The organism is Rosenbergiella australiborealis (assembly GCF_018494035.1).
Taxonomy (GTDB): Bacteria; Pseudomonadota; Gammaproteobacteria; order Enterobacterales; family Enterobacteriaceae; genus Rosenbergiella; species Rosenbergiella australiborealis.
In genome coordinates, this window is the sequence record NZ_JABBFO010000001.1 from 128,719 (window position 1) to 151,658 (window position 22,940).

24 protein-coding genes, 1 tRNA gene and 6 pseudogenes are annotated in these 22,940 nt (G+C 42.9%); 16 read left to right on the top strand and 15 right to left on the bottom strand.

From position 1 onward, the window contains the following. Positions 1–9 precede the first annotated feature (9 nt). The 4 genes from HGT73_RS00610 to HGT73_RS00625 all read right to left on the bottom strand — a co-directional run bounded on the left by HGT73_RS00610 (position 10) and on the right by HGT73_RS00625 (position 4,263). Entirely contained in the window at positions 10–1,284 is a 1,275-nt protein-coding gene (locus tag HGT73_RS00610; RefSeq protein ID WP_214211686.1) for a DUF445 domain-containing protein, read from the bottom strand. Positions 1,285–1,341: 57 nt separating this feature from the next. After that, complete coding sequence (locus HGT73_RS00615; RefSeq protein ID WP_214212078.1) at positions 1,342–2,838, bottom strand: helicase HerA-like C-terminal domain-containing protein; 1,497 nt, start codon at positions 2,836–2,838, stop codon at positions 1,342–1,344. An 86-nt stretch (positions 2,839–2,924) separates the two neighbouring features. Beyond that, a complete protein-coding gene (locus HGT73_RS00620; protein ID WP_214211687.1) occupies positions 2,925–3,602 on the bottom strand; it encodes a MarC family NAAT transporter in 678 nt (225 codons plus the stop codon). A 130-nt stretch (positions 3,603–3,732) separates the two neighbouring features. Then, positions 3,733–4,263, bottom strand: a complete 531-nt coding sequence (locus tag HGT73_RS00625; RefSeq protein ID WP_214211689.1) for a DUF2501 domain-containing protein — start codon at positions 4,261–4,263, stop codon at positions 3,733–3,735. Between the two features lie 241 nt (positions 4,264–4,504). Here HGT73_RS00625 and HGT73_RS00630 point away from each other — a divergent pair. The 6 genes and pseudogenes from HGT73_RS00630 to HGT73_RS00655 all read left to right on the top strand — a co-directional run bounded on the left by HGT73_RS00630 (position 4,505) and on the right by HGT73_RS00655 (position 7,127). Further along, positions 4,505–4,590: transfer RNA gene (locus tag HGT73_RS00630), tRNA-Leu, on the top strand. 163 nt (positions 4,591–4,753) lie between these two features. Next, positions 4,754–4,822 (top strand): annotated as a pseudogene (locus HGT73_RS14710) (hypothetical protein); the annotation flags it as partial. A gap of 294 nt (positions 4,823–5,116) precedes the next feature. After that, the gene (locus HGT73_RS00640) at positions 5,117–5,953 is read left to right on the top strand and encodes a YPO3983 family protein (protein ID WP_214211691.1); all 837 of its coding nucleotides are present in this window, start codon (positions 5,117–5,119) and stop codon (positions 5,951–5,953) included. Further along, entirely contained in the window at positions 5,950–6,426 is a 477-nt protein-coding gene (locus tag HGT73_RS00645; RefSeq protein WP_214211692.1) for a DUF943 family protein, read from the top strand. The genes HGT73_RS00640 and HGT73_RS00645 overlap by 4 nt, the downstream gene beginning before the upstream one ends. A gap of 100 nt (positions 6,427–6,526) precedes the next feature. Next, positions 6,527–6,709, top strand: coding sequence for a DUF3289 family protein (locus tag HGT73_RS00650; RefSeq protein ID WP_407073133.1), 183 nt, complete (start codon positions 6,527–6,529; stop codon positions 6,707–6,709). Between the two features lie 19 nt (positions 6,710–6,728). Beyond that, positions 6,729–7,127: pseudogene (locus HGT73_RS00655) on the top strand (DUF943 family protein). A gap of 202 nt (positions 7,128–7,329) precedes the next feature. On the opposite strand, the gene HGT73_RS00660 reads toward HGT73_RS00655, so the two are convergent. After that, positions 7,330–7,542, bottom strand: a complete 213-nt coding sequence (locus HGT73_RS00660; protein ID WP_407073129.1) for a hypothetical protein — start codon at positions 7,540–7,542, stop codon at positions 7,330–7,332. Continuing rightward, positions 7,535–8,076 (bottom strand): annotated as a pseudogene (locus tag HGT73_RS00665) (restriction endonuclease); the annotation flags it as partial. The pseudogene HGT73_RS00665 and the gene HGT73_RS00660, both read right to left, overlap by 8 nt. Here HGT73_RS00665 and HGT73_RS00670 point away from each other — a divergent pair. The 4 genes and pseudogenes from HGT73_RS00670 to HGT73_RS14715 all read left to right on the top strand — a co-directional run. After that, positions 8,062–8,640, top strand: a pseudogene (locus HGT73_RS00670) (IS630 family transposase); the annotation flags it as partial. The pseudogenes HGT73_RS00665 and HGT73_RS00670 overlap by 15 nt on opposite strands. A gap of 312 nt (positions 8,641–8,952) precedes the next feature. Beyond that, positions 8,953–9,600 carry a pesticin C-terminus-like muramidase gene (locus HGT73_RS00675; RefSeq protein ID WP_214211694.1) on the top strand — a complete coding sequence of 216 codons (648 nt, stop codon included), beginning with the start codon at positions 8,953–8,955 and terminating at the stop codon, positions 9,598–9,600. Beyond that, a complete protein-coding gene (locus tag HGT73_RS00680) occupies positions 9,587–9,940 on the top strand; it encodes a hypothetical protein (protein ID WP_214211697.1) in 354 nt (117 codons plus the stop codon). The genes HGT73_RS00675 and HGT73_RS00680 overlap by 14 nt, the downstream gene beginning before the upstream one ends. Positions 9,941–10,294: 354 nt before the next feature. Beyond that, positions 10,295–10,495, top strand: a pseudogene (locus HGT73_RS14715) (DUF1493 family protein); the annotation flags it as partial. 582 nt (positions 10,496–11,077) lie between these two features. Here the strand turns inward: HGT73_RS14715 and HGT73_RS00695 are convergent. The 8 genes from HGT73_RS00695 to pdxR all read right to left on the bottom strand — a co-directional run bounded on the left by HGT73_RS00695 (position 11,078) and on the right by pdxR (position 17,812). Then, positions 11,078–11,458 carry a hypothetical protein gene (locus tag HGT73_RS00695; RefSeq protein WP_214211698.1) on the bottom strand — a complete coding sequence of 127 codons (381 nt, stop codon included), beginning with the start codon at positions 11,456–11,458 and terminating at the stop codon, positions 11,078–11,080. Further along, positions 11,455–11,835 carry a type VI secretion protein gene (locus HGT73_RS00700; protein WP_244968385.1) on the bottom strand — a complete coding sequence of 127 codons (381 nt, stop codon included), beginning with the start codon at positions 11,833–11,835 and terminating at the stop codon, positions 11,455–11,457. Before HGT73_RS00700 ends, HGT73_RS00695 begins: the two co-directional genes overlap by 4 nt. A 236-nt stretch (positions 11,836–12,071) precedes the next feature. After that, positions 12,072–12,506 (bottom strand): Shiga toxin A subunit, encoded by a 435-nt coding sequence (locus HGT73_RS00705; RefSeq protein ID WP_214211700.1) that lies wholly within the window; start codon positions 12,504–12,506, stop codon positions 12,072–12,074. A gap of 194 nt (positions 12,507–12,700) precedes the next feature. Continuing rightward, positions 12,701–13,135 (bottom strand): Shiga toxin A subunit, encoded by a 435-nt coding sequence (locus HGT73_RS00710; RefSeq protein ID WP_214211702.1) that lies wholly within the window; start codon positions 13,133–13,135, stop codon positions 12,701–12,703. Then, positions 13,132–13,500, bottom strand: coding sequence for a tlde1 domain-containing protein (locus tag HGT73_RS00715; RefSeq protein ID WP_214211703.1), 369 nt, complete (start codon positions 13,498–13,500; stop codon positions 13,132–13,134). Before HGT73_RS00715 ends, HGT73_RS00710 begins: the two co-directional genes overlap by 4 nt. Positions 13,501–14,011: 511 nt before the next feature. Next, positions 14,012–15,043, bottom strand: coding sequence for a methionine synthase (locus HGT73_RS00720; protein WP_214211705.1), 1,032 nt, complete (start codon positions 15,041–15,043; stop codon positions 14,012–14,014). A 27-nt stretch (positions 15,044–15,070) separates the two neighbouring features. Next, entirely contained in the window at positions 15,071–16,051 is a 981-nt protein-coding gene (locus HGT73_RS00725; RefSeq protein ID WP_214211707.1) for a DUF1852 domain-containing protein, read from the bottom strand. Positions 16,052–16,348: 297 nt separating this feature from the next. Further along, entirely contained in the window at positions 16,349–17,812 is a 1,464-nt protein-coding gene (pdxR, locus tag HGT73_RS00730; protein WP_214211709.1) for a MocR-like pyridoxine biosynthesis transcription factor PdxR, read from the bottom strand. A 104-nt stretch (positions 17,813–17,916) separates the two neighbouring features. Here pdxR and HGT73_RS00735 point away from each other — a divergent pair, with 104 nt between their 5' ends. Continuing rightward, positions 17,917–18,648 carry a GNAT family N-acetyltransferase gene (locus tag HGT73_RS00735; RefSeq protein WP_214211711.1) on the top strand — a complete coding sequence of 244 codons (732 nt, stop codon included), beginning with the start codon at positions 17,917–17,919 and terminating at the stop codon, positions 18,646–18,648. On the opposite strand, the gene HGT73_RS00740 is transcribed toward HGT73_RS00735, so the two are convergent. Continuing rightward, the gene (locus HGT73_RS00740) at positions 18,632–19,009 is read right to left on the bottom strand and encodes a winged helix-turn-helix transcriptional regulator (RefSeq protein WP_214211712.1); all 378 of its coding nucleotides are present in this window, start codon (positions 19,007–19,009) and stop codon (positions 18,632–18,634) included. The two genes, HGT73_RS00735 and HGT73_RS00740, sit on opposite strands and share 17 nt — an antisense overlap. 146 nt (positions 19,010–19,155) lie before the next feature. Here HGT73_RS00740 and HGT73_RS00745 point away from each other — a divergent pair, with 146 nt between their 5' ends. From HGT73_RS00745 to HGT73_RS00765, 5 genes and pseudogenes are all read left to right on the top strand, one after another. After that, the gene (locus HGT73_RS00745) at positions 19,156–19,767 is read left to right on the top strand and encodes an NAD(P)-dependent oxidoreductase (protein WP_214211714.1); all 612 of its coding nucleotides are present in this window, start codon (positions 19,156–19,158) and stop codon (positions 19,765–19,767) included. A gap of 14 nt (positions 19,768–19,781) precedes the next feature. Further along, positions 19,782–20,249 carry a nuclear transport factor 2 family protein gene (locus tag HGT73_RS00750; protein WP_214211716.1) on the top strand — a complete coding sequence of 156 codons (468 nt, stop codon included), beginning with the start codon at positions 19,782–19,784 and terminating at the stop codon, positions 20,247–20,249. Positions 20,250–20,354: 105 nt separating this feature from the next. Then, a complete protein-coding gene (locus tag HGT73_RS00755; protein ID WP_214211717.1) occupies positions 20,355–20,699 on the top strand; it encodes a YnfA family protein in 345 nt (114 codons plus the stop codon). A 289-nt stretch (positions 20,700–20,988) separates the two neighbouring features. Further along, a pseudogene (locus HGT73_RS00760) lies at positions 20,989–21,441 on the top strand (alcohol dehydrogenase catalytic domain-containing protein); the annotation flags it as partial. Positions 21,442–21,538: 97 nt separating this feature from the next. Further along, the gene (locus HGT73_RS00765; protein ID WP_214211721.1) at positions 21,539–22,858 is read left to right on the top strand and encodes a gluconate:H+ symporter; all 1,320 of its coding nucleotides are present in this window, start codon (positions 21,539–21,541) and stop codon (positions 22,856–22,858) included. The last annotated feature ends 82 nt before the right edge of the window (positions 22,859–22,940 follow it).

The window sequence follows — 22,940 nt, forward strand, 5'->3', positions numbered from 1 at the left end:
CATTACATATTAAAGCTGTTGAAGCAGCCAAGGTAACTGCGATAGCGCAAAGAGTAGCAATCCAATTAATCCTCCTACTACCGTACCATTGATACGAATAAACTGTAGATCTTTACCGATATTCATCTCAATTTGGTCAACCAATAGTTTATCGTCCCAACCCTTGATGGTATCGCTGATATGACGCGTTAAAAATCGAGCACTTTCTGGGCCAATGGTACGAACAGTTTGTTCGATATGCTGATTGAAGGAGGCTATGAGTTGCGGGTCTTGGCTCAGTGTTTCCCCCATCCAGCTGGCAGCCCGTTGTAATTGTAATCCAATCCGTGACGCATCCTGATCCAAATCTTTGTGTAGCCAACCTCTAAGATCCTGCCAAATCTGATTAATATACAGCGCGAATTGCTCATCCTCTTTGAGCCACTGTTTCATACGCGTCATACGCTCGGCCATTTTTGGGTCATGTTCTAGGCTATGGATAAATACCTTCACCGCACGGTTGAACGTTCGTCGCAGCTGGTGGTCAGGGTCACGTGCGACGTCCAACAATATCTGGTCTGTGAGGCTGGCGACTTTTCGCGCGCCTTTTTCACCTAGCCATTCACTGGAGACTACCCGTGAAATCGTGGGATATTCCCGCTGAAACCATGCGCTGATCTGCCCGGCGACAAACTGGCGCGTTTGCGGTTTTTCCAATAATTTCACCACCTGGCGAATAATCGTATCAAGCACGGCTTGATGGCGATTTTCACGGGTTAGACTTTCTAATAAAATGACCGCACTGTGTCGAAAATCGACCTTTTCTATTGCACGGTTAACGGCCTGACGTATAAAACGATTAATCGAGTCATCGTTGCTGGCGGCGAGCATCCCCCGTAAGACGGTTTTGATGGCCTGAGCAAAACGTTGCTGGTTAGCCGGTACAAGCAACCAATCTGCGAGTTTTTGTGAGAGGTTATGCTGTTTAACCAATCCTGATAACGCGTCGGCGTTGAGAAAACGCTCCTCAACAAAAGCCCCTAAATTATCGGCGATACGCTGTTTGTTACGCGGCACGATAGCGGTGTGACGACTGATAAAAGGAATGGGAATCCGGCGAAATAGCGCGCTAACGGCAAACCAGTCAGCTAATCCCCCGACCATCGCCGCTTCAGCTACGGATTTTAATGCTTCTACACCTAATGTTGGAGGTAGAAATAAGCTAAGGATAAAGAGCCCTGTCGCACTGATAAGAAGGAGTAAGGCAATTCGCTTAGTACGATAGAGGGCTTGATATTTTTGCATAGCACCTGCTTAGTCAATGAAAAGAGGTCATTGACGCGATGACCTCTTGATAAATACTTATTTACGGCCGCCAAAGAGATTGCCAAGAATGCCTCGAATAATTTGGTGAGCAACTTGGCGTCCGGCACTTTTTGCCATATCTTGCACAACGCCATCGTGGCGACCTCCGCGCGGGCCGGTATAACCAAAGAGGAATTTTTTTAACTCCCCCATGAGCCCCTCTTCTTCATTATTCGAGGACGGATTATTAGCCGACGATGTTTGGCCATTACTCTTCTCAACCCCTTTTTGCAGCATTTCAAATGCAGACTCTCGATCGATCACTTCATCATATTTTCCATAAAGTGGAGAGTGATTAATCAAGCCATTGCGTTCGTCCAAGGTTAATGGTCCCATTCGTGATCCTGGGGCGATAACCATCGCGCGTTGAACGACAGACGGACTGCCTTTTTCATCGAGGAAGGAGATCAGTGCTTCACCGGTAGCTAGGGATTGAATCGCTTCTGCGGTGTTGAATTCAGGATTAGCGCGCATGGTGTCTGCGGCAGCCTTAACCGCTTTCTGATCACGAGGGGTAAAAGCGCGCAGGGCATGCTGTACCCGGTTACCGAGTTGCCCCAAGATGTTATCTGGGATATCGGACGGACTCTGGCTAACAAAGTAGACCCCTACGCCTTTGGAGCGGATCAGGCGCATTACTTGCTCAATTTTTTCGAGCAGCACGTCTGGAGCGCCATTAAAGAGAAGGTGTGCTTCATCGAAGAAGAAGACTAACTTTGGCTTTTCAATATCACCTACCTCGGGTAGCTGCTCATAGAGCTCGGAGAGCATCCACAATAAGCTGGTCGCGTAGAGTTTAGGCATTTGGTACAGTTTTTCTGACGCCAGGATATTAATAATACCTTTGCCCTGCTCGTCGGTACGCATCCAATCCTTAATATCGAGCATTGGCTCGCCAAAGAAGTATTCGGCACCTTGCTGTTCTAAGCCCAAGAGTCCTCGCTGAATCGCACCAACCGACGCACTATTGATATTGCCATATTGTGTAGTAAAGGATTTTGCATTATCTCCGACATACTGCGTAAGCGCTCGCAGATCTTTAAAGTCGAGCAGCAGTAGCCCTTGCTCATCGGCGATGCGGAAGATAATGTTCAGCACGCCGGTTTGAATATCATTAAGGTTGAGCAAGCGGGCAAGCAGTAGTGGCCCCAAATCGGTGACGGTAGCGCGAACCGGATGGCCTTTCTCGCCGAAGATATCCCAAAATATGGCAGGGTTCTCGACGGGCTGCCAATCGGTAACCCCGATAGCCTCCAGCCGTTTGATTAGTTTTTCTGACGCTTGTCCCGCCGCCGCGACACCGCTGAGGTCGCCCTTAACATCGGCCATAAAGACGGGGACACCAATCGATGAGAACGACTCCGCTAATTTCTGTAGCGTGACAGTCTTACCTGTTCCCGTCGCCCCCGTGATCAAGCCGTGGCGGTTGGCAAGGGCAGGAAGTAAATCGAGCGATAACTCTTTGGTGCAGGCAATACGCAGCGGTGCAGTCATAATTAGGGTCTCATCCATGCTTAAATCCTAAGCATGCAATGATCCCGAGGTAGGTGTCAATCGGTAGGATCTGTAACCAAGGCTAATCAATGTAGATGAGTCGCGACGTCTACCACGCCGTTGATCACAAATTGAATACCCATACAGACCAGTAAGAAGCCCATTAAGCGGGAGAGGGCTTCGATACCGCCTTTGCCGACTAACCGCATGATCGACCCAGAGCAGCGTAGCGCTACCCAAAGCATAATTGCCACCAGTAAGAAGCAGATGACAGGGGCTACTGTCAGGATCCATGCCGGATAGTCGACACCGGATTTGACCGATGCTGCCGTGCTGATGATCACCGCGATAGTCCCCGGACCGGCAGTTCCCGGCATGGCAATAGGAACGAAGGCAATATTGACCGTTTGTGGGCTATGTGGCGCTGCATCCAGCTCGTCTTGTTTATGTTGCACTTCCGGGGCTTCATGCACTTGCTGAACCGGGAACAACATACGAAAGCCGATAAACGCGACGATCATCCCACCGGCGATGCGTAGACCAGGAATCGAGATACCAAAGGTATTTAATACCGCACTACCCGCAAACCAGGTGATCAGCATAATCAGAAAAACATAGACTGCCGACTGTAGCGCTTGTCGATTGCGTTGCTGGAAATTCATCTCATCGGCGAGGCTGAGGAACATCGCCACAGCAGTCAACGGGTTAGCCAGCGGCAGCAGGATCAGTAATCCCCAGCCGATAGCATTAAGCAGCGTCATCATAGTCATTCCTTAACAGCAACAGTTAAGGTTAAGAGTAGAGAGTGGAAAAGCGTGTTGCAATGGAGAGGACGAATATTAGGCACAAAAGGGCATTACTGGCTGGCGAGACCTTAGCTCGCCAGTCAGAGCATTACATGCCGAGGTATTTTTTGCCTTGGTTTAAAACGACATTACAAGCCTTCGTTTTTAGTTTTTGTCCCATCTGTGTATCGCTTAAAGATTTCAGATCGATTTTTTGGTTATTACCGGTAGTCAGTAACCCCTCAACCCCTTGTAAGTAACTATTCTGTTGTTGAGAATTGCTTGCTTGCGAGGTAGTTTGAGTAAGCCCTAATTTACTTTTAAGCTGATCGGCAACAGAAGTGACGTTGTTATCGACAATATTGTTTTTGACACAATATTGCAGGATACCAGTGACGTTAGACATATTTTTGGCACTCACGGCTTTATTACTTCCACCGAGTAATTCAGTAATAGTACCGAGTGATAGGCCGTTATTTGCGCTCGAGGTTGTGGTATTGGTTTGGCCGCTATTCGTACTGTTCATCAGGTCAGTCGCCGTGCTGCTCAACTTATCTTGCCAGCTTGTCGCATGGGCAAAAGAAGTGAATGCCGATACAGCGATGCCGAGTACGAGAAGAGATCTAGATGGAAAACGCATAGTGTTGCCTCATTGCAATAAAAAAGGTGTCCAGTAACGATTAGGGATGTTGTCGCCAATTAAGTTCCCTATTTCGTATCTAAACAGTGTTCTATCAGAATTATCTGCCTAACAGAAGGCGTTAAAGGTAATAGGGCGTATCCGCCGTTTTTTTCAGCAATCGAACACTGCTTGGTGTTAATCTCCTTGCGCCTATGAGCCAGGTAGGTATAATCAGCCACGTTTACACATCCCCTTCAGTGCCGAAGTGGCGAAATCGGTAGACGCAGTTGATTCAAAATCAACCGCCCTTTGGGTGTGCCGGTTCAAGTCCGGCCTTCGGCACCAATCACTCTTCCGGCAACGTCCGAGAAAGTCTGAAAAATCCTTTTAAATCATACATTATCATCAATTTATCGTCCGAATACGTCCAAGAAGCCCCGTTGCAATCCAGGCTCTTCTGGAAGCATAATTGGGAGCATATTAACTTCGATGGAAAATATGCCCCCAAATGAAGCTGAACGCCAGACAGGTAGAGACTGCGAAGCCAAAAGATAAAGCCTACAAGATGGCTGAGGGGGCATTGACCTGCGAGACTATCATCGACCAGTGTATAGGCGAGGACGAAGTCGCTAAGGCCGAAAGCGAAGCAAAACCTGTTAGGCCAGTGCTACCCGCGCAGGATATGACCTAGTGTGGTTAGGTGTAGTGACAGGTAGCAGCCAGCAATCCGATTACCGCCGTGACCAGTTACACTGCCCTGAATCTGCAAAAAATGACGATCAGAGGTTGTACAGTATTTACACACTGATCTTTCCCCGCGTAGTATTCCCTGTGAAGATTAAACGGACAATGACACAAGGAATGTATCACGATGGCTGCACTGCAGTTTCCCTATACACTTTTTCAAACGCGAAACCGGATGGACGACTACGGCGCTAAGGATATGCGCTGCGGCGATCTGACCGAAGCACAGTTAACCTCTCATTACGGGCTGGTGGACGTTTCAACTAGGGCCAACCCCTACACATTCACAAAGATCACTCCGTTCAATCAGCCTCAATCTATGTTTTATGGCTCCCGTGGAGAGGGCGAGAAAATTACCCGTCAACAGTGCGTCGCCATGTTGTTTGATGAATTCCGCGATTTATCGCGTCTGTTCTCAGTATATGGGCCATACCGCCATCTGATCGAGAAGATGATTACTCATATGCAGTACGGCAATGGTAAGCCGTTTCGGGATATGTTGTTGAACAGCGCGTTGGAGGCGCATATTCTCAATGACAAGACTGAGAACAGTACGTTGTCAAAAATAAAAAATGCTTTAATCGAGAATATTGACTGGGTAAATAAGTATTACCCGGAAAAAGAGACAGATGAATTGCGAAAAGCTATTCTCAGTGGAAAGCTCCCTAAGTTTGACAGATTCCAGGATAACTTTAACGGCATGGGCATAACCGTCCATGATACCTGGGCAACACATATCACCTTAAAATCACTGCATATTGACAATGATCGATACCGGGCAGTGGTGAATTACAAGATGCAGGATCACTTTGGGCTGGATAGTGATGATATTCTGAAAATAAAATTCAGGCAGTTTCATTTCTTTCGTATTTGGTTTGTTCTCCAGCGGTACAATCAATTTGGCTTTAAGCCATTTATGACCGATATGGACGCCATTGTAGAAATTATTGGAGACCGCAAGTGAGAGTAAAAAATAAGAAATCTATTGTCTTACTCACCTTGGCTGGCTGCGTATTACTTGGTTACTGGCTTTGGTTGTCTCTGCGTCCGGTGGAGATTATTGCCGTTCATGACAATGGTAATCATAGCTATGTTTTAGTCAGGAGTTTCCCATCAACAGATAACGGAAAAATTAACTGGTGGCTTGAAAATAAATCTAGCCTTAAAGAGAAATATAGTATCCCTAGACCATCCTCCTCGGGTAATTTTACTATTATATTCTGGCTATTCGGTGAAGGATATAAAGAAACTGATGGGTATGACAGACTATGCTTTGATGATATGCCGCCCCCACTAAACTGTATTGATAAAGAGGCTGTTTTCTCTGTCAACAATAGCAAGAATTTGGGGACGATCTTTGCAACATATGATGGAAAATATCAGCGACAAAAAAACGGTGATATAGTTAAATTCACAGATGAATTTGAATTTAAATAGCACTCCCGCCCTGAATCTGCAAAAAATGACGCAGGGACTGTACAATATTTACACGCTGACCTTTCACCGCGTAGTATTCCCTGTGAAGATTAAATGGACAATGATACAAGGAAGGTATCACTTTGGCCTTGATGTTGAAAATATTTCAAAGTTTACGTTTAACCAGTTTCTATTTTTCCGTATCTGGTTCGTACTCCAGCGATACACTCAGTTTGGTTTCAAGTCATTCATGACTAATATGGAAACTACAATTGAAATATTCGGGGGCCGAAATACTGGCTAAAAATAAAAAAGTTATCAGTATGCTGTTATTGATGTGTTGCGTTGCATTATAACAGGATACATATTTTGGCGATCACTTCGTCCTGTAGAGATCATCGCTGTCCATGAAGAAGGGGAATTTAACGATATTTTAGTGAAAAAATTTCCTTACACCGACCAAGGAAAAATAAAATGGTTGTTGAAAAAAAATCCATATTAAAAGAGAAATATAAAATCCCTAACCTTGCAACGGATGGTTTCTTCTCTATGACATTTTGGTTGTTTGGTGATGGATATAAACAAGAAGGAAAAATGACAGATTGTGTTTTGATGATATAAAAACCAAAGAAAAATGTATTGAAAAAGGCCCTATTTTTTCTGTCAGCAACAGCAAAATAAGGGGAACTTTACTTACAGTTTATGATGGGACGTATCATTAAAAAAATAATGGAGAGGTAGTTAAGCTTAAACGTGAATAAAACCGTTCATCCCGCGTAGAGGCAGCAATAAAACCTCGCTCCTACCCGACTTGCACCAGCCATGCATAAGTAGCCAAATGCCGTCGAGGCTATCTCGACGGAACGCCAGCGCCATCCCCCCTATTTATTTTAAGAGGGAATGACTGTAGCTAACGATTGAGGGCTACTCTACTTTATCATTTAGCAGGCCAACAATATCGTCATCAATGGAGAAATTATCCGTTTTTGCCAAGATAAACTGACCTCCTTGAACACTGGTTAGGCTGAGTGTTTCTAAATACTCAAACACCAGTTGGGGTACCAGCTTTACGCCCAACGAAGTGGCTTTTCCACTCCCCAGTAGGTCATATTCAGAAACTGAGAACACTTCATCCATGGTTAACAGCCTGTTCATCGCTAGACCGCTGCGGCTGATAAATACCACGATAAGCCTGCGGTAGATTCCAGATCTCTTGATCATAGGCTTTGAGCTCGTAAGCCATTGTTTGGTGATCATGGCGCCGTAAAGCATGGTTACTACCAAAAAGTGTATCCAGATCGTCGGTTTTCTCAATCACAAATTGCAGGCTGTCGTCTTGCTTTTGGTTGTCTGCCAGCACCAACCTGATCTTGTTCCAGTCATCGAAAAAGTATTCCTGTAAAAGCGGAATGATTTTTTCTGAAATGCGATCTTCAATTGTTTAAACGCAGCTTCTTCATCACCGACATCGAGAGCCTTTTTTACCGGCATAAAGAATGCGTGTCCCAGCATGTGTTCACGATCGTAAAGTGCTTCGATGCGGTGATTGAGTTTTTCTAACAACGACTCGATGTCTATACCCTTTACCTTGACACCACTGAGTAACGCGAGATCCGGCATCATCTCGAGAAAGTCAAAGCGGCGGCGTAATGCTGTATCCGTGACCTGCATAAAGATGAAAAGATGGCCGCCATCCATAAAGCATTGGACGAATTTAGCGCAGAACATCCGGTATTTTATGAAGATGAGGTGGAGATCCATCTCAATCCTAAAATCGGCGCGAACGGGCAACTACGCGGACAACAAAAACGTGTGATAACACCGGGACAGAATGAAAAATATTATCTGGCAGGCGCGCTGCACAGCGGAACGGGAAAAGTCAGCTATGTAGGCGGGAGCAGTAAACGTTCGCTGTTGTTCATCAGTCTGCTAAAACACCTTAAAGCGACGTACCGGCGGGCAAAAACAATAACGCTGATCGTGGATAACTACATAATCCACAAAAGCCGAGAAACGCAGCGCTGGTTGCATGAAAATCCGAAGTTCAGGGTGATTTACCAACCGGTTTACTCACCATAGGTGAATCATGTTGAACGGTTATGGCAGGCACTTCATGACACGATAACGCGTAATCATCAGTGCCGTTCAATGTGGCAACTGTTGAAGAAAGTTCGTCATTTTATGGAAACTGTCAGCCCGTTTCCCGGTGGGAAACATGGACTGGAAAAAGTGTAGCGGTATTAGGCGCAGCTATTTAGTCATACAGGACATCAAAATATTATAAATAATTTATATTCATACTTATCGCCCTTAGATTAATACATTTTATTATGTTTCCCCTCAAAGAAATCTTAATAATTCATAGAGGAATGGAAATTTTTCAATTTATTTTTAATATAGAGAAAAATTCAAATGTAAATAATAATAGTGATATTTTACATTATATCTATACAAGGGTGCTTTTGAAAATAATTAATTGTATTTTTACTTTTTGACTTGAAAGGTTCTCAATACATAATATGTTAAGTAACCAAAAGGGATTACGGTATGCTAGAGCCAAATATTGGGATACTAACTTTTAGGGCAGAGGGGGATAATGTTAAATCAAGCAGAGATTACTCCAAGAAAATACACTGGCCTGGGAATTCGATATCTTGCAGAAAGAATAACTCTGGTGTAACTATTGGCCGAGGATTTGACCTTGGCGATAGGACAAGATCTGAGATATTGATGTCATTACAAATAGCGGGAGTCGAAAAGGAAAAAGCCGAGAGAATATCTGATGCGGCCAAGTTGAAAGGGTGCTTAGCATATAAATTCGTCCTTGAAAATAGAGATGCTATAGGTGAAATTACAGATAGACAACAATTATCACTATTTATAGTGACTTATGGAAAAATGAAAAAGGATGTGGAAAGAATATGCAAAACTAAAAAAAATATAGTGGATTACCATCCAAATCCAGACATTTCACCAAGCTTAGCTTGGGATAATATTCCAGAAAAAATAAAAGATATTCTAATTGATTTACGCTATCGTGGTGATTACAATATTTCAACAAGATCTTACTTACAAAAATTAGCCTATGAAGGGGACCTTGAAAAATTTGGTAAGATCCTTTCAGATAGATCACTTTGTCTATTCGTTCCCAAAGATAGGTTCAAAAGAAGGGTCGATTTCTATGAAAATTTTTAGTGCAGTTTTAGTTTATACTTTAGTCTCCCCGTATGCCAGTGCGGCATTTACTGAAACAGAGCTAAATCAATTACAAGAGATAAACGAAAAATATATTAGGAAAGCTGAAGCTTCTAAAGTTCTGTTGGATAAAAAAGTACAAGAAACAATTCAAAATCTCCCAGAGCAGAAGAGCAAGATAGTCAACTTGAAAAAATCATGGGATAAAACAATAGAGAAAAAATGTCATCTTTTTATTTTTGAATCTATAAACACGGATGCAGAGATAGCAAGAGAAAATGATTGTTTGGCCAATGAATATCTATCCGAAATGGATTTTTTTGAACGACTGAATAAATAGTCATTGAGTTAATATGCTGTCAATGAGGTAGTCACTTAGCTAATCGATAGCACTTTACTGTCGTTCAATAGCCTACCTATTCATCTTTAAACTCCTACGCTACAGTTGCCTGTGTAGGTATAGGGTTTATAATGAACGATGTGACTCAAATTACATGGAAAAAACTCAACGATATAATCTAAATACAAAAAAGAGTGACAAATTATGGTAAAAAAAAACGCACAAGATGCGGTATTCGCATGGTATGACCAGAGCTATAACGTTAAACCCCTTCTTTCAAAAAATAAGCCGCAAGTCACTCTCGATACTGGTCTATCAACAAGTAGATATCCTTGAGCCGGAGAGACCGTTAATGAGGTCATGAATGACTTTTTTAAACGTTTTAACGTGGGGAGTCGTCAGTTTGAATTCTTACTATACTGGCCTTATGAAAAAGGCTTATTACCGAACTTCTTAAGGCCTTTATCTCAAAAGGTTCCTTATATCTCACCAAAACTTCTTACGACTCGTATGTTGGTGGAATCAGCAAAAGCTGGACGCTGGATTTTTAAATAAGCTAATGATAGCGACAATCAACACTACATAAATTCAAAGTCATGGTAATAGTCTATTCGCTGTCTATAACGATTGATCAGGCAACTATATTTTGTTGAGAAAAAAGCATAACTATCTTTTTCGTAAACATATGCCTCCAATAAACAATCAGTATTTACAGAACTCTGCCAATTTCTTTTAGAATCGGCTAGTTTTCTTTTAATAATATTGTAATGAGTAATATATTTCTGTTGTGATTCTATTTTTTTTGTTTAATTCTATAAATGTTAAATAAAATTCTTTTCTTATTTCATTGTAGCTATCATAAAGACAGTTATTAATAGCTGAAGATATAGTCGTTAAGGAGTAGCAATGAGTGATTCTTTCTTCGGCAGTAAGCGATGCATAGACCGTATTACTTATTAATAATAGCGATAGTATTAGTATTTTCACCGGTTATTTCACCAATTAAGCCACACTAAGATATTATTAACATTCACACTGAATGGCAAAATTTTTCCGCTCACCAATCTGATAGTGGGTTGATCGCAATATTTTCCAATGGTATGGGTTCCTTGTTAGGAGTAATTCCATTACATTAATTTAATATAAAAAGCTAGAAACTACAACTCTATTTTTATTTATTTCTTTATTGCTTACGTTTTCACTTCCTATCACTAAATAGATGAAATACTCATTATTTGGTATAAGATCCAAGGGTTTCATTTTAAGGCAGTAATTATCACCTTCAAACTTACCGTGAATTTTATTTTTTATATTTATCGATGGTTCTTTTTTATTATATATTAAGGAGTATGTAATGAATTCGTTGTCCTTTATAAATGGATTTAAACATATTTCCCTGTTTGTTATATGAGCAATAACATTGGTTTCTTCTCTATATCTTCTACTTAAGTCATCACCTAAAATACAGCCACTGATAGAAAGGATGAATAAGAGAGATAATTTTTTTAATATTATCATGAATTTAGAAAGTCCCGCATAATATGTTTATAATCTTCATATAGATTGGGTTTTATAGGTCCTATATAAGAGACTATTTTATGAATTCCTCTATTATTTAACCAGATATCCACTCCGAATTTATCTAATAGGAAAAAGTCTGCAATAATCTGTGCTTGCAGCTCTAACCTATAATCAAGAAGTTTTTTGCTTTTTTCTAATCTATATTCATAGCTAATAAATCCACTTGCCAGTCCCCGCATTCTAACCCATTTCCCGTGTTGAAACTGCCAAACATGGACCATCTCATGTATGAAAATATGCTGGTGCTGAAATGATTTTTTTGAGAAATCATCACAATACCAATTTTGAAAATAAATTTCCCCATTTGGACTCATGGCTGTATTTTTTCCTTGTAGGTTAAAGGGTAGGTAACTGCCTTAATGAATCCAGGTGCAGGAATAAATAACTAAATTTCTGAAAATACTTTTAGATAGTGCTATCTCCCCGCTTGTTAATAACCTTAATGAACCTTTGCTCATAAAAACCTTCTATTATTATATTTAAATTTATATAGTATGCCGAGATTTTTTATATATGAAGATTTAATAATTAATGGATGGGTGATGGTAAATCAAAATTCCCTTTCAATAGTCAAATACCCATTAAACCGAACGGAGCATTCATATTTATTTTGCAGGCTAGAAGTAATAAATATATTTTTTTGATTTTTTTCATTACGGTAGGTATATTTTGCGATAATAACTTCGGTGTTGTCTGTAGAGTAACCTTCAATATAATTATCAAGACTGAGGATATGTGTATTTAGTTTTTTATAGTCCTCCTTAGCCAGTTGTTCAGCATAAACCTTCGTAATTGGTAATACTGAAAGAACATCCACACTGACATTTTTCTGGATAATCTGATTTCGGCTAATATTTAGATCCTCCACGATTGCATCGGTTAACCCTATATACATTGAGGCTCCGACTTTAGCGCAGCCCACATCATTACTCGCGACTGACTGGGTGGATAATACGACTAAAAAAAGCCCAATAATTTTTTTCATTACTCAACCTCTAAGTAAAGGATCATCGCTCTCAGGTATTAATCGTCTAAAATAATGCAACCATCGGAAGCCTCGCCAGGATGCTTTTGGCTGGAGGGTGTAAGCATCAGACTCTTAATATCAAATAACTGGTTTGGAAGGATGGAGGGGTTGTTCATGGATTATCCCCACTTAGAGGGGGGAATTGCCAGAAATCAAAATTCCCTATCAACAATCATATAACCATTAAATCGTAATGAGCATTCATTGTTATTTTTTAAGCTTGATGCAATAAATATATTTTTCTGATTTTTTATATTACGGTAAGTATATTTGGCAACAACAATTTTTACATCTTTTGTCGTATAACCTTCTACATAGTCATCCTTGCTGAGCACATCTAAGGGCTGATGTTTGTAATCGTAATCAGCCAGTTTTTCAGCATAAAATTTTGAGATTGGCAATACAGATAGGACTTCGACGGTTACGTTATTTCTAATTATCTGATTTGGGCTAATTTTTAGATCTTTGATGATAGCATCGGTTAAATCTATATACATCGAGGCACCGACTTTGGCGCATCCTACATTGTTGCTTGCAATAGTTTGCACAGATACTAGCCATAAAATTATTCCAATAATTTTTTTCACTGTTCTACCTCAAGTAAGGTAATACCCGATTCGGCTAACATTTTTCTATAAAAGAAATCTAAAATAATACACCCATCCGAAGCCTCGCCAGGATGTGTTTGACTGTCACCATGGATCATAAAACCGCCTCGACCACACATCTGGTTGGAGGGAGAAGGCGTCAGTCTTAGTGTCCAACGGCCTGTTTTCGGATGATGGAAAGGTCTGCCGATGGTATAGGATCCTTTAGGTATGGGCCCTTTAGATTTCACACACTGGTGGTCACTATTATCTTGATAGCCGGGGCGGCCTGAGTATTTTGCTGAAAACCGATAATGTCCATTAAGCAAAAACTGTTTAGTATTGACGCGATATAACCATGCCATCACTCTATCCCTAAGTTTTGGTTATCATCATAGTGTTATAAAGTTTCAGTTTGATTTTGTATAGCCGATTATTTTTAGAATAGAATTATTTATCAGTTTTTATCCTAATAGCTATAAGGTTATCGTTAGTGAGTGGGAATCGATTAGTTTAGATGGCTTATTAAGTCGGTGTAAAACTAAGGATAATTTCTCTTTATGAGATTATTGGTAGAAACAGAAAATCATAATCAAAACAAGAATGATAAGGGTTAGTGAGGTGTATCTTTTCATCGTTTATGAAGCGGGAGTAATTTTTCGCGATACGGCGTGGCAAAGAGAAGTATTTTCATCATAACCCTCCTGACTGTTCATACTACTATAGAGTGGTAATTAAGGATTTATTGAGAGGACGATTACAGATGAAGTTAATATTTTTGATAAAAAAGATTGAGGGGAAGGTATGAAGAGGGGGGTTGAAGTATCGCCCAGTAAGTATAATTTATCATGCTTCACTGGGCGATTAGAGAGTGACTTATTTATTCAATAATTCATTACGAACAATCGCAGCGCCGGCACTTAGCGCACGTAATTTAGCATTAGCGATATCACGAGATAGCGGTGTCATCCCGCAGTTAGTACTTGGATAAAGCTTATCCGCGTCAACAAATTGTAATGCCTTGCGCAGCGTTTCAGCCACTTCTTCTGGTGTCTCGATTTCGTTGGTGGCCACATCAATGGCACCGACCATCACTTTCTTGCCGCGGATTAATTCGATTAAGTCCATCGGTACGCGGGAATTATGACACTCCAGAGAGACGATATCGATATTCGATTTTTGTAACTTTGGAAAAATCTCTTCGTATTGACGCCACTCTTCGCCGAGGGTCTTTTTCCAATCGGTATTTGCTTTAATACCGTAGCCATAGCAAATATGGACCGCCGTCTCGCATTTTAAGCCTTCGATAGCTCTCTCTAAAGCTGCGATGCCCCATTCGTTGACTTCATCGAAGAACACGTTAAATGCAGGTTCGTCGAATTGGATGATATCGATACCCACTGCTTCTAGCTCTTTCGCTTCTTGGTTTAAGATCTTAGCGAATTCCCATGCCAGTTTTTCGCGGCTCTTGTAATGCCCATCATACAGGGTATCAATCATGGTCATTGGACCAGGAAGTGCCCATTTAATCGGCTTATCGGTCAGCTGACGTAAGCGTTTTGCGTCTTCAACAAATACCGATTTTGGACGAGAAACAGGGCCGACTACGGAAGGAACACTCGCTTCATAGCGGTTACGGATTTTGACGATTTCGCGTTTTTCAAAATCAACGCCGTCTAAGTGTTCGATAAAAGTAGTCACGAAGTGTTGGCGTGTTTGTTCACCATCGCTCACGATATCGATGCCAGCGCGTACTTGATCATCTAAGCAAAGGCGTAACGCATCGTTTTTACCATCGATCAGTTCTTGGCCTTCTAGCTTCCAGGGTGACCATAATTTTTCTGGCTCAGCAATCCAAGACGGTTTCGGTAAGCTGCCCGCTGTGGAGGTAGGGAGTAAAATTTTCATAACAGGTGACCTTATTGTTTTAATTTATTAGAGGACTTGCTGAGCTGACCATTGTTCAAGTTGTGCTTCGTTCGGCTTGATAAAATATTCTTCGGTAAATTTACCTTGTTCGGTCGCCAAACGCGTACGTTCTTCACGGTCGTATTCAATAACGGTTAATGAATGATCTTGATGATTCAATGCCGGTTGATAACGTAATCCTGCCGGTGAGTTGGCATTATAAATTTCAGGACGATAGATTTTTTGGAATGTTTCCATCGTACTAATGGTACTGATTAATTCAAAGTTACTGTAATCACTGAGTAGATCACCGTGGAAATAGAAGGCTAAAGGTGCAACGCTATTTGCAGGCATGAAATAACGAACATGTAACCCCATTTTTTCAAAGTAATAGTCAGTGAGTGATGGCGCATCTTGTTGATATTCAATCCCTAATACTGGATGAACATTCCCCGTACGGTGATATACGTTTTTACTGGAAACGCTTAAACAAATAACGGGTTGCTTGCTGAAATGCTGGGCATAAACTTCAGAATCGACGAAAGCCTTGAAGATATTACCGTGTAACACACCATAATTATCAGGGATGGAAAAATTCTCTTTATTCTTATTAAAGTCTGGAAGTACTACGCTGAAATCGTAATCACGGACGTATGAAGAGAAGTTGTTACCCACGATGCCTTCAATATGTTGACCGGTTTTGGTGTCGACAATAGTGGTCTTAAGGATTTCAATCACAGGAAAACTATCGTCACTGCCTGCATGAATTTCCATGCCTACAGAAATAATATCCAGTTCAACGGCATACCGGTCAGAATTTGGATTATCCCAAGTGACTAAAGAATTAAAACGGTTGTTGATCATCGTTAAAGCGTTACGCAAGTTTTGTTGGCGTTTTTCGCCTCTCGCTAAGTTAGCGAAATTAGTCGTGATGCGTGTGCTTTCTGACGGATTGTAATGCTCATCTAAGCGAAGGCTCTTAATACTAAAGGAAAATGCGTTATTCATTATTATTGGTATCCTAATTCTGTTGTGATGCCTGATCCGCACGCCGGCTTTAATTGTTCTTTGAGCGCGCTGAGTTCAGTGATACATGCTGTCTGCCGCCAATGACTTATTTATGCCAGAGTCGAGGCGACAGGGGAAGTGACTTAATTTCATTTCTGTATGAGTCATCTTCATGTTGCAAAATGCTCAAGATTATATCGGTACTATACTGAGAGATGAATAATAACCGTTACATCTATTTAATTGATTTTATTTATTTTTATTGAAATCTCAGTTGTAAGCTGGCGGTACATGGTGCTAGGTAGGCGATAAGAACTGTTGAATAATATTCACTAATCGCTCAACGGCATCAGCGATCGATGACGTTTCAGTGTTACCGTAGCCAATCACCAATCCAGATTGTTTTTGCTGTGGATCCTGAAAATATTGAGAGTAAGCTCGCACACCTAACCGCTGCTGATTGGCTGCCGCCGCAATAGAGATATCATCACTGTTACTAGGTAGACGTAACGTGAGATGCATTCCCGATTTTCCCCCAAGAATATTGTAGTCAGAAAAATAGGTATTTAAGGCTCGGCGAAGCGCTGTCTGGCGTTGTCGGTAGAGCCTACGCATACGAGCAAGATGACGAGCAAACTCACCACTGTCGATAAAATCAGCCAGTGCAACTTGTTGTAAGCGATTGCTACTTCTAAAAATTTCATGCAGTACGGATTCGGCTTGCTCGATAACCGTAGCAGGAAGAACGATGAAGCCTAAGCGTAGTGTAGGGAAAAGGGTTTTACTGAACGATCCAATATAAATAATGGGCGCGTCCTTGGTAATGCCCTGCATCGATGCGATGGGTTCTCCTTGGTGACGAAACTCCCCGTCGTAATCGTCCTCAATAATCCAACTACCGTGTTGGCGTGCATGGTGGATAAGTGACAGGCGCCGAGAGATGGAAAGGACGGCGCCGGAAGGATATTGGTGGGCAGGGGTTGTATAGATTAAAGAAGGGGAAAGATGCTGCCATGTACCTTCAGGAATATTGAGTCCTTCTTGATCAACAGGAAGGGGATGGGTAGTAAGGTTACCCCCCTGAAAGATCGTTGCCGCTGCACGATAACCTGGATCTTCGACCCAAACATGATCACCGGGCTGCGTAAAAAGCATCACACAGAGTTCAAGTGCCTGTTTTGCCCCTTCGGTAATAATAATCTGTTCTGGCCGACAGACCACGCCTCGCGCGAGATAGAGATGCTGGGCAAGGGCTTGGCGTAAGCATTCTTCCCCTAGAGGGTGGTTAAAACCGAGTTGCGGGATATGCAGTGATTGGCAAGCGCGTTCTAAGGAACGGCGCCATTTCGCCAAGGGAAATTGACTCAAGGCGGGCATACCAGGTGATAGCATCATATTTGCTGATAGTTTCTGCCGAGCACTTAATGTCTGTACGAACCGAGTCGGAAGCGGATAAGACGTTGTGACGTGTTGCTGAGTAGGCGAGGTATTTACTGCGAGGCGGGGCGCCACGCGAGTCCCTGTTGAGTCAGTAACCACGTAACCCTGAGCAAGTAAATGTTCATAAGCGTTCACGACCGTATTACGCGATATATTTAATTCTTTAGCCAGTAACCGCGTCGGTATCAACAGCGTCCCAGCGGGAAGGTCGCCGTATAAAATAGCCTGCTGTAAACGTGTCACTAACTGCTTTTGTAATGAGGCTTTTTTCTCTCCCAAAGGCGAAGAGGTTTTATCTAAGGGTAGCGAGAAATCAAACATTCATATGGTCCTATAAAATACCCCAGTCTTGGTACTTTAAACCCTACCAAGGGTTTGTCATCTTATTGTTCTCACACCATGAACTCAGGATCATAAGGATCAGTATGACGCACTATAATCAGTATCAACAGCCTATTGGTGAACCGATTGAAAATTGGCAGGGGGCACAACGCCCAGCGAAAAAGCCGCTTAGTGGTAGATATTGTCGACTTGAGCCCATCAATGCGACTAAACATGGCGAAGATCTGTATAGGGCGTTTGCCGAGGCTAAAGACACGCGGGATTGGACCTATTTACTCTCCGGCCCTTTCGATCAGCAAGGGGATTATCTAACCTATCTTACTCATTTAGAGACACTTAACGACCCATTACATTATGCGATTATTGATCTTACGACGCAGCGAGCGATTGGCAGTATTGCACTTATGCGGATTGATGCATTACAGGGTGTGATTGAGATTGGCAGCGTTACTTACTCATCTAAACTTAAACGTACGCGCCTAGCTACTGAAGCCATCATATTATTATTACGTTACACGCTTGAAGACCTCGGTTATCGCCGGGTGGAGTGGAAGTGTAATGCGCTAAATCAGCCATCGCGCGCAGCAGCGCTACGCCTGGGCTTTACATACGAAGGTCTCTTTCGCCAAGCGATGGTGGTACGGGGACACAACCGTGATACGACATGGTTTTCGATCATTGACCACGATTACCCTACGTTACAGGCGGCGTACCAGCGGTGGTTGGCCCCAGATAACTTTGATATGCAAGGACAGCAGCGACAGAAACTCAGTGTATTGATTGCACAACAGCTCGCTATCACGACTGGTCTATAACCGGAGTAGCGCCGTTAGCCTTGCGTGAATAGCAGATAGCTTCGTGATGGCGATCTGCCCACTGTACCAATTGTTGTAAAGGATACAGGAAGGATTCACCCAACGTCGTCAGCCGATACTCCACACGAGTTGGAACCTCAGCGAATACTGTGCGAGAAATATAGCCATCAAATTCTAACCGTTTTAGCGTTACCGTCAGCATCTGACGTGAAATATCACCAATTTCTCGATGCAGCTCGTTAAAACGAAATGCTTTAGTCGCCAACGATTCTAGAATCAATAAACTCCATTGGTCACCAATACGATCCAACACATCACGGATCGGACAGGGATGCCCGTATTGCGCATATTTGTTTGCCATCACTCATCCTTCATTTGATCAAGTAGTCACTTTGGCGTGACTTAGGTGCAACAGGCCAACCTCTTGCAAAGAATCAGGCGGCACAGTAGCATCAAATTAAGCAGTCTACAATTAAGACTAGGTTTCGTTCTCTTCAGGAGGTTTATATGGTTTCGGTTGCAGTTGTTGGTGCGTCAGGTCATGTAGGGGCACGTATTCTAAAAGAGCTTTCTCAGCGCGGTCACAGCGTCACGGCGATTGTTCGCCAGCCGGATTCCGTGCCCCATCTACCTCATGTCACAGTAGTTCAAGGCGATATTAATGATACACAAGCGTTTATCGAGAAGTTAAGTGGTCACCAGGTTGTGGTGAGTGCGGTGAAGTTTGTACAAGTTTCACCAACGCGACTTATTGATGCGGTAAAAGCATCTGGGGTACCTCGCTATTTAGTTGTAGGCGGTGCAGGGAGTTTGGAGGTAGCACCGGGTGAGCTACTGGTCGATCAACCTAACTTCCCAGAAGCATATTTGCCGGAGGCGCGTGCCGGCCTTGATTTTCTCAATCAACTTCGTAGCGAGAAAGCCTTAGATTGGACCTTTATTTCTCCCTCTGCGCTATTTGAGCCGGGAGAGAGAACCGGCCATTTCCGGTTAGGGAAGGATTCATTATTAAGTAATGAGCAAGGCAGTCGCATCTCTTTCGAGGATTTTTCGGTGGCATTAGTGGATGAAATTGAAAAACCTACCCATTCTCGTCAACGTTTTACAGTCGGTTATTAAGGTCAGAGACGATAATGCGTAATTGCAAAGCATTAGCGATTGGCGTTAGCTTACTAATAGTCAGCGCTTCACTATTCGCCGCACCGAATGATAGTGTGGCGAGCTCACAAAGTGAGGCGAATCGTCAGCTAGTCGTTACTTTCTATAATCAATTTTTTAACCGACACGATACTGATGCGGCGGCGAAAGTCGTTGCAGAGGGGTATCGTCAGCATAATCCACAGGTATCGGATGGTAAGAAGCCTTTTGTTAGTTACTTTAAAGGTTATTTTCAGCAGCATCCGCAGTCCCATGCGCAGATTATCCGAAGCGCGGTAGACGGCGATCTTGTATGGCTACATATTCATTCTACGGAAAGTCCACAAGATCGGGGGCAGGCGATTGTCGATATCTTTCGTGTCGACCATGGGAAAATTGTTGAGCATTGGGATGTCATTCAAGCAATACCCGAGAATGCTGCCAACGGAAATAGCATGTTCTAGGTAATAGTGCGGTGTAATAGATAGAAAATATAACTGTCTCCCTTGTTTCTGCGAGATGAGTTAGGTACGTTCTCTGGCGATTTATTTATTTTAAAGGAACGTCCCTTGCTTTATGTCTATTATTTCTTTCTATTTATTGTCACCGCTATTGCCGAAATTATTGGCTGTTATTTACCGTGGTTAATCGTTAAGCAAGGTAAGTCTCTGGTTCTCTTTATCCCCGCGATGCTTTCATTGTTGATTTTTTGCTTGCTGCTGACTTTGCACCCTGCGGCCGCTGGTCGTACCTATGCTGCCTATGGAGGTGTCTACATTCTTGTCGCACTAAGTTGGTTACGATGGGTTGAGGGCGTTAATCTAATACGTGACGATTACCTGGGCGCATTCGTTATTTTTCTAGGTGTTATCATCATCATGGCGCAGCCCTTATCTCGATTATTCGGCAAATAACTGAGTCTTTGCGTAACCCCTCGGGGGCGCTGAACTATGGGGCATTTATAGGGCTCGGAACTTCCCACGTACTTTATTCCATAGGGTAATGACTTACCCGAAATCGGGGACTACTCAGCGAGAGTAATTTAGGTGACTCATATTGAGTAAGAAACTCTCTTCCCATCACATTTTGAAAAATTCTCATCATTACGATCGCAAATAAGTGTGCTGAACGATAGATTTCGATATTTATTCGCGGTTTGATTGCACTTTCTACATCCTCATCATTTTTAGAAAGGCGGCAAGTATGACAATAACGACTCGCTCTTGTGTGGTGAAAGGAAAACAAGCTGTGGAGGTCGTGACACAAACCGTCACTTATTCAGGGCAAGGGACACTAATCAAGGTATTGCGTGGCGGAATTTGTGGCTCAGATCTGCACTATTATCAGCACGGAAAGGTCGGCAATTATGCCATCAAGATGCCAATGGTGCTCGGTCATGAGGTGATTGGTACGGTAGAGCAGAGTGATAGTCCTTCGCTACACCCTGGACAAAAAGTCGCGATCAATCCCGCTAAAGCCTTTGGACAATACCAATATTGTTTAGCTGACGAATCGAACCAATGTCTTGCCATGCAGTTTTTTGGCAGTGCGATGAGGGAGCCCCACGTCGATGGCGGCTTTACCCAATATAAAGTGGTGGAGACATCGCAGTGTATTCCGTTCGCTGCCTCATTGGATGAACGTGTAATCGTCTTTTAGTTTTTTGATATTGGCATCGAATAGGTATTGATCTCCATTAAAAGACAGCCTGTCGTGTGTTCATTTAACCAATAATTATTTAAAAGGTAGTTATATGCCTATTACTATTATTGCTTTGGGTGTTGTGCTGTTGCTTGTGTTAATGATTGTTTTTAAGGTTAATGGATTTTTAGCGTTAATTTTTGTTTCCGCTGTCGTTGGGATCGCTGAAGGGATGACGCCTCTACAGGTGATAGCGTCAATTCAAAAAGGGGTGGGTAGCACCCTTGGTAGCTTAGCCATGATCCTCGGTTTTGGGGCGATGCTCGGTAAATTAGTCTCTGACACCGGCGCAGCGCAACGTATGGCAATGACATTAATTGACGCCTTTGGGAAGCAACGCGTCCAGTGGGCAATGATGGTTACTGGCTTGGTCGTTGGGTTAGCCATGTTCTATGAGATTGGCTTTGTCTTGCTGCTACCCTTGGTCTATACCGTTGTGGTCTCAGCGGGTATTCCACTCCTCTATATTGGCGTCCCCATGGTGGCAGCGCTATCTGTTACGCACTGCTTTTTACCTCCTCATCCTGGTCCAACCGCGATAGCGACTATCTTTGGCGCAAATCTAGGTACAACCCTGCTTTATGGCATGATATTAACCTTACCGACGGTCATTATCGCTGGGCCTATCTTCTCCCGTTTTTTAAAAAAATACGAGAAGACACCGCCAGAGGGCCTCTATAATACAAAAATATTTACTGATGCTGAGATGCCGGGGTTCTGGACCAGTATCTTTGCCGCGGTAATCCCCGTGGTCCTTATGGCCCTAGCGGCAGTATTTGAATTAACAGTCGCCAAAGAAAATCCTATTCGCCAATTCTTCGAGTTTATCGGCAACCCGGCTGTCGCCTTATTTATTTCGGTGATTATTGCAGCGGTAACATTAGGTTTACGTAATGGCCGTAACATTGAAGAGGTCATGGAGATGTGCGGGTCGTCGATCGCCGCTATCGCCATGATCGTATTTATCATTGCAGGGGGTGGGGCTTTCAAACAGGTCTTGGTTGATAGTGGTGTCGGGGAGTATATTGCGGAGACGATGCGTAACTCCTCGCTTTCACCCTTACTGATGTGTTGGACCGTTGCCGCAATGTTACGTATTGCACTAGGGTCTGCGACGGTAGCCGCTATTACCACCGCCGGAATTGTGACACCTATTATCGCAGTTACCCATACAGATCCCGCTCTGATGGTCCTTGCCGTGGGGGCTGGTAGCGTCATCGCTTCCCATGTTAATGACCCTGGTTTCTGGTTATTTAAAGGGTATTTTAACTTAAGCGTGGGGGAGACGCTTAAAACGTGGACGGTGATGGAGACCATTATCTCAGTTATTGGTTTAGTTGGGGTGTTGGTGCTTGAGGGTATTGTGGTGTAAGTAAGGGGTATCGCGAGGAGTGGCTGTCTGCTCGCGGTGGATTTACGGCTAATTCAGCAGTGCTGCGGGACAAGTAGAGTAT

Bases quoted from the DNA above. Each gene is read 5' to 3' on its own strand.
- HGT73_RS00620 (WP_214211687.1), bottom strand. From the start codon at position 3,602: ATGATGACGCTGCTTAATGCTATCGGCTGGGGATTACTGATCCTGCTG.
- pdxR (WP_214211709.1), bottom strand. From the start codon at position 17,812: ATGTTTGATTTCTCGCTACCCTTAGATAAAACCTCTTCGCCTTTGGGA.
- HGT73_RS00720 (WP_214211705.1), bottom strand. From the start codon at position 15,043: ATGAAAATTTTACTCCCTACCTCCACAGCGGGCAGCTTACCGAAACCG.
- HGT73_RS00675 (WP_214211694.1), top strand. From the start codon at position 8,953: ATGCTAGAGCCAAATATTGGGATACTAACTTTTAGGGCAGAGGGGGAT.
- HGT73_RS00660 (WP_407073129.1), bottom strand. From the start codon at position 7,542: ATGGATGAAGTGTTCTCAGTTTCTGAATATGACCTACTGGGGAGTGGA.
- HGT73_RS00740 (WP_214211712.1), bottom strand. From the start codon at position 19,009: ATGGCAAACAAATATGCGCAATACGGGCATCCCTGTCCGATCCGTGAT.
- HGT73_RS00765 (WP_214211721.1), top strand. From the start codon at position 21,539: ATGCCTATTACTATTATTGCTTTGGGTGTTGTGCTGTTGCTTGTGTTA.
- HGT73_RS00650 (WP_407073133.1), top strand. From the start codon at position 6,527: ATGATACAAGGAAGGTATCACTTTGGCCTTGATGTTGAAAATATTTCA.
- HGT73_RS00715 (WP_214211703.1), bottom strand. From the start codon at position 13,500: ATGGCATGGTTATATCGCGTCAATACTAAACAGTTTTTGCTTAATGGA.
- HGT73_RS00615 (WP_214212078.1), bottom strand. From the start codon at position 2,838: ATGACTGCACCGCTGCGTATTGCCTGCACCAAAGAGTTATCGCTCGAT.
- HGT73_RS00705 (WP_214211700.1), bottom strand. From the start codon at position 12,506: ATGAAAAAAATTATTGGGCTTTTTTTAGTCGTATTATCCACCCAGTCA.
- HGT73_RS00680 (WP_214211697.1), top strand. From the start codon at position 9,587: ATGAAAATTTTTAGTGCAGTTTTAGTTTATACTTTAGTCTCCCCGTAT.
- HGT73_RS00725 (WP_214211707.1), bottom strand. From the start codon at position 16,051: ATGAATAACGCATTTTCCTTTAGTATTAAGAGCCTTCGCTTAGATGAG.
- HGT73_RS00695 (WP_214211698.1), bottom strand. From the start codon at position 11,458: ATGATAATATTAAAAAAATTATCTCTCTTATTCATCCTTTCTATCAGT.
- HGT73_RS00640 (WP_214211691.1), top strand. From the start codon at position 5,117: ATGGCTGCACTGCAGTTTCCCTATACACTTTTTCAAACGCGAAACCGG.
- HGT73_RS00700 (WP_244968385.1), bottom strand. From the start codon at position 11,835: ATGAGTCCAAATGGGGAAATTTATTTTCAAAATTGGTATTGTGATGAT.
- HGT73_RS00745 (WP_214211714.1), top strand. From the start codon at position 19,156: ATGGTTTCGGTTGCAGTTGTTGGTGCGTCAGGTCATGTAGGGGCACGT.
- HGT73_RS00610 (WP_214211686.1), bottom strand. From the start codon at position 1,284: ATGCAAAAATATCAAGCCCTCTATCGTACTAAGCGAATTGCCTTACTC.
- HGT73_RS00625 (WP_214211689.1), bottom strand. From the start codon at position 4,263: ATGCGTTTTCCATCTAGATCTCTTCTCGTACTCGGCATCGCTGTATCG.
- HGT73_RS00735 (WP_214211711.1), top strand. From the start codon at position 17,917: ATGACGCACTATAATCAGTATCAACAGCCTATTGGTGAACCGATTGAA.
- HGT73_RS00750 (WP_214211716.1), top strand. From the start codon at position 19,782: ATGCGTAATTGCAAAGCATTAGCGATTGGCGTTAGCTTACTAATAGTC.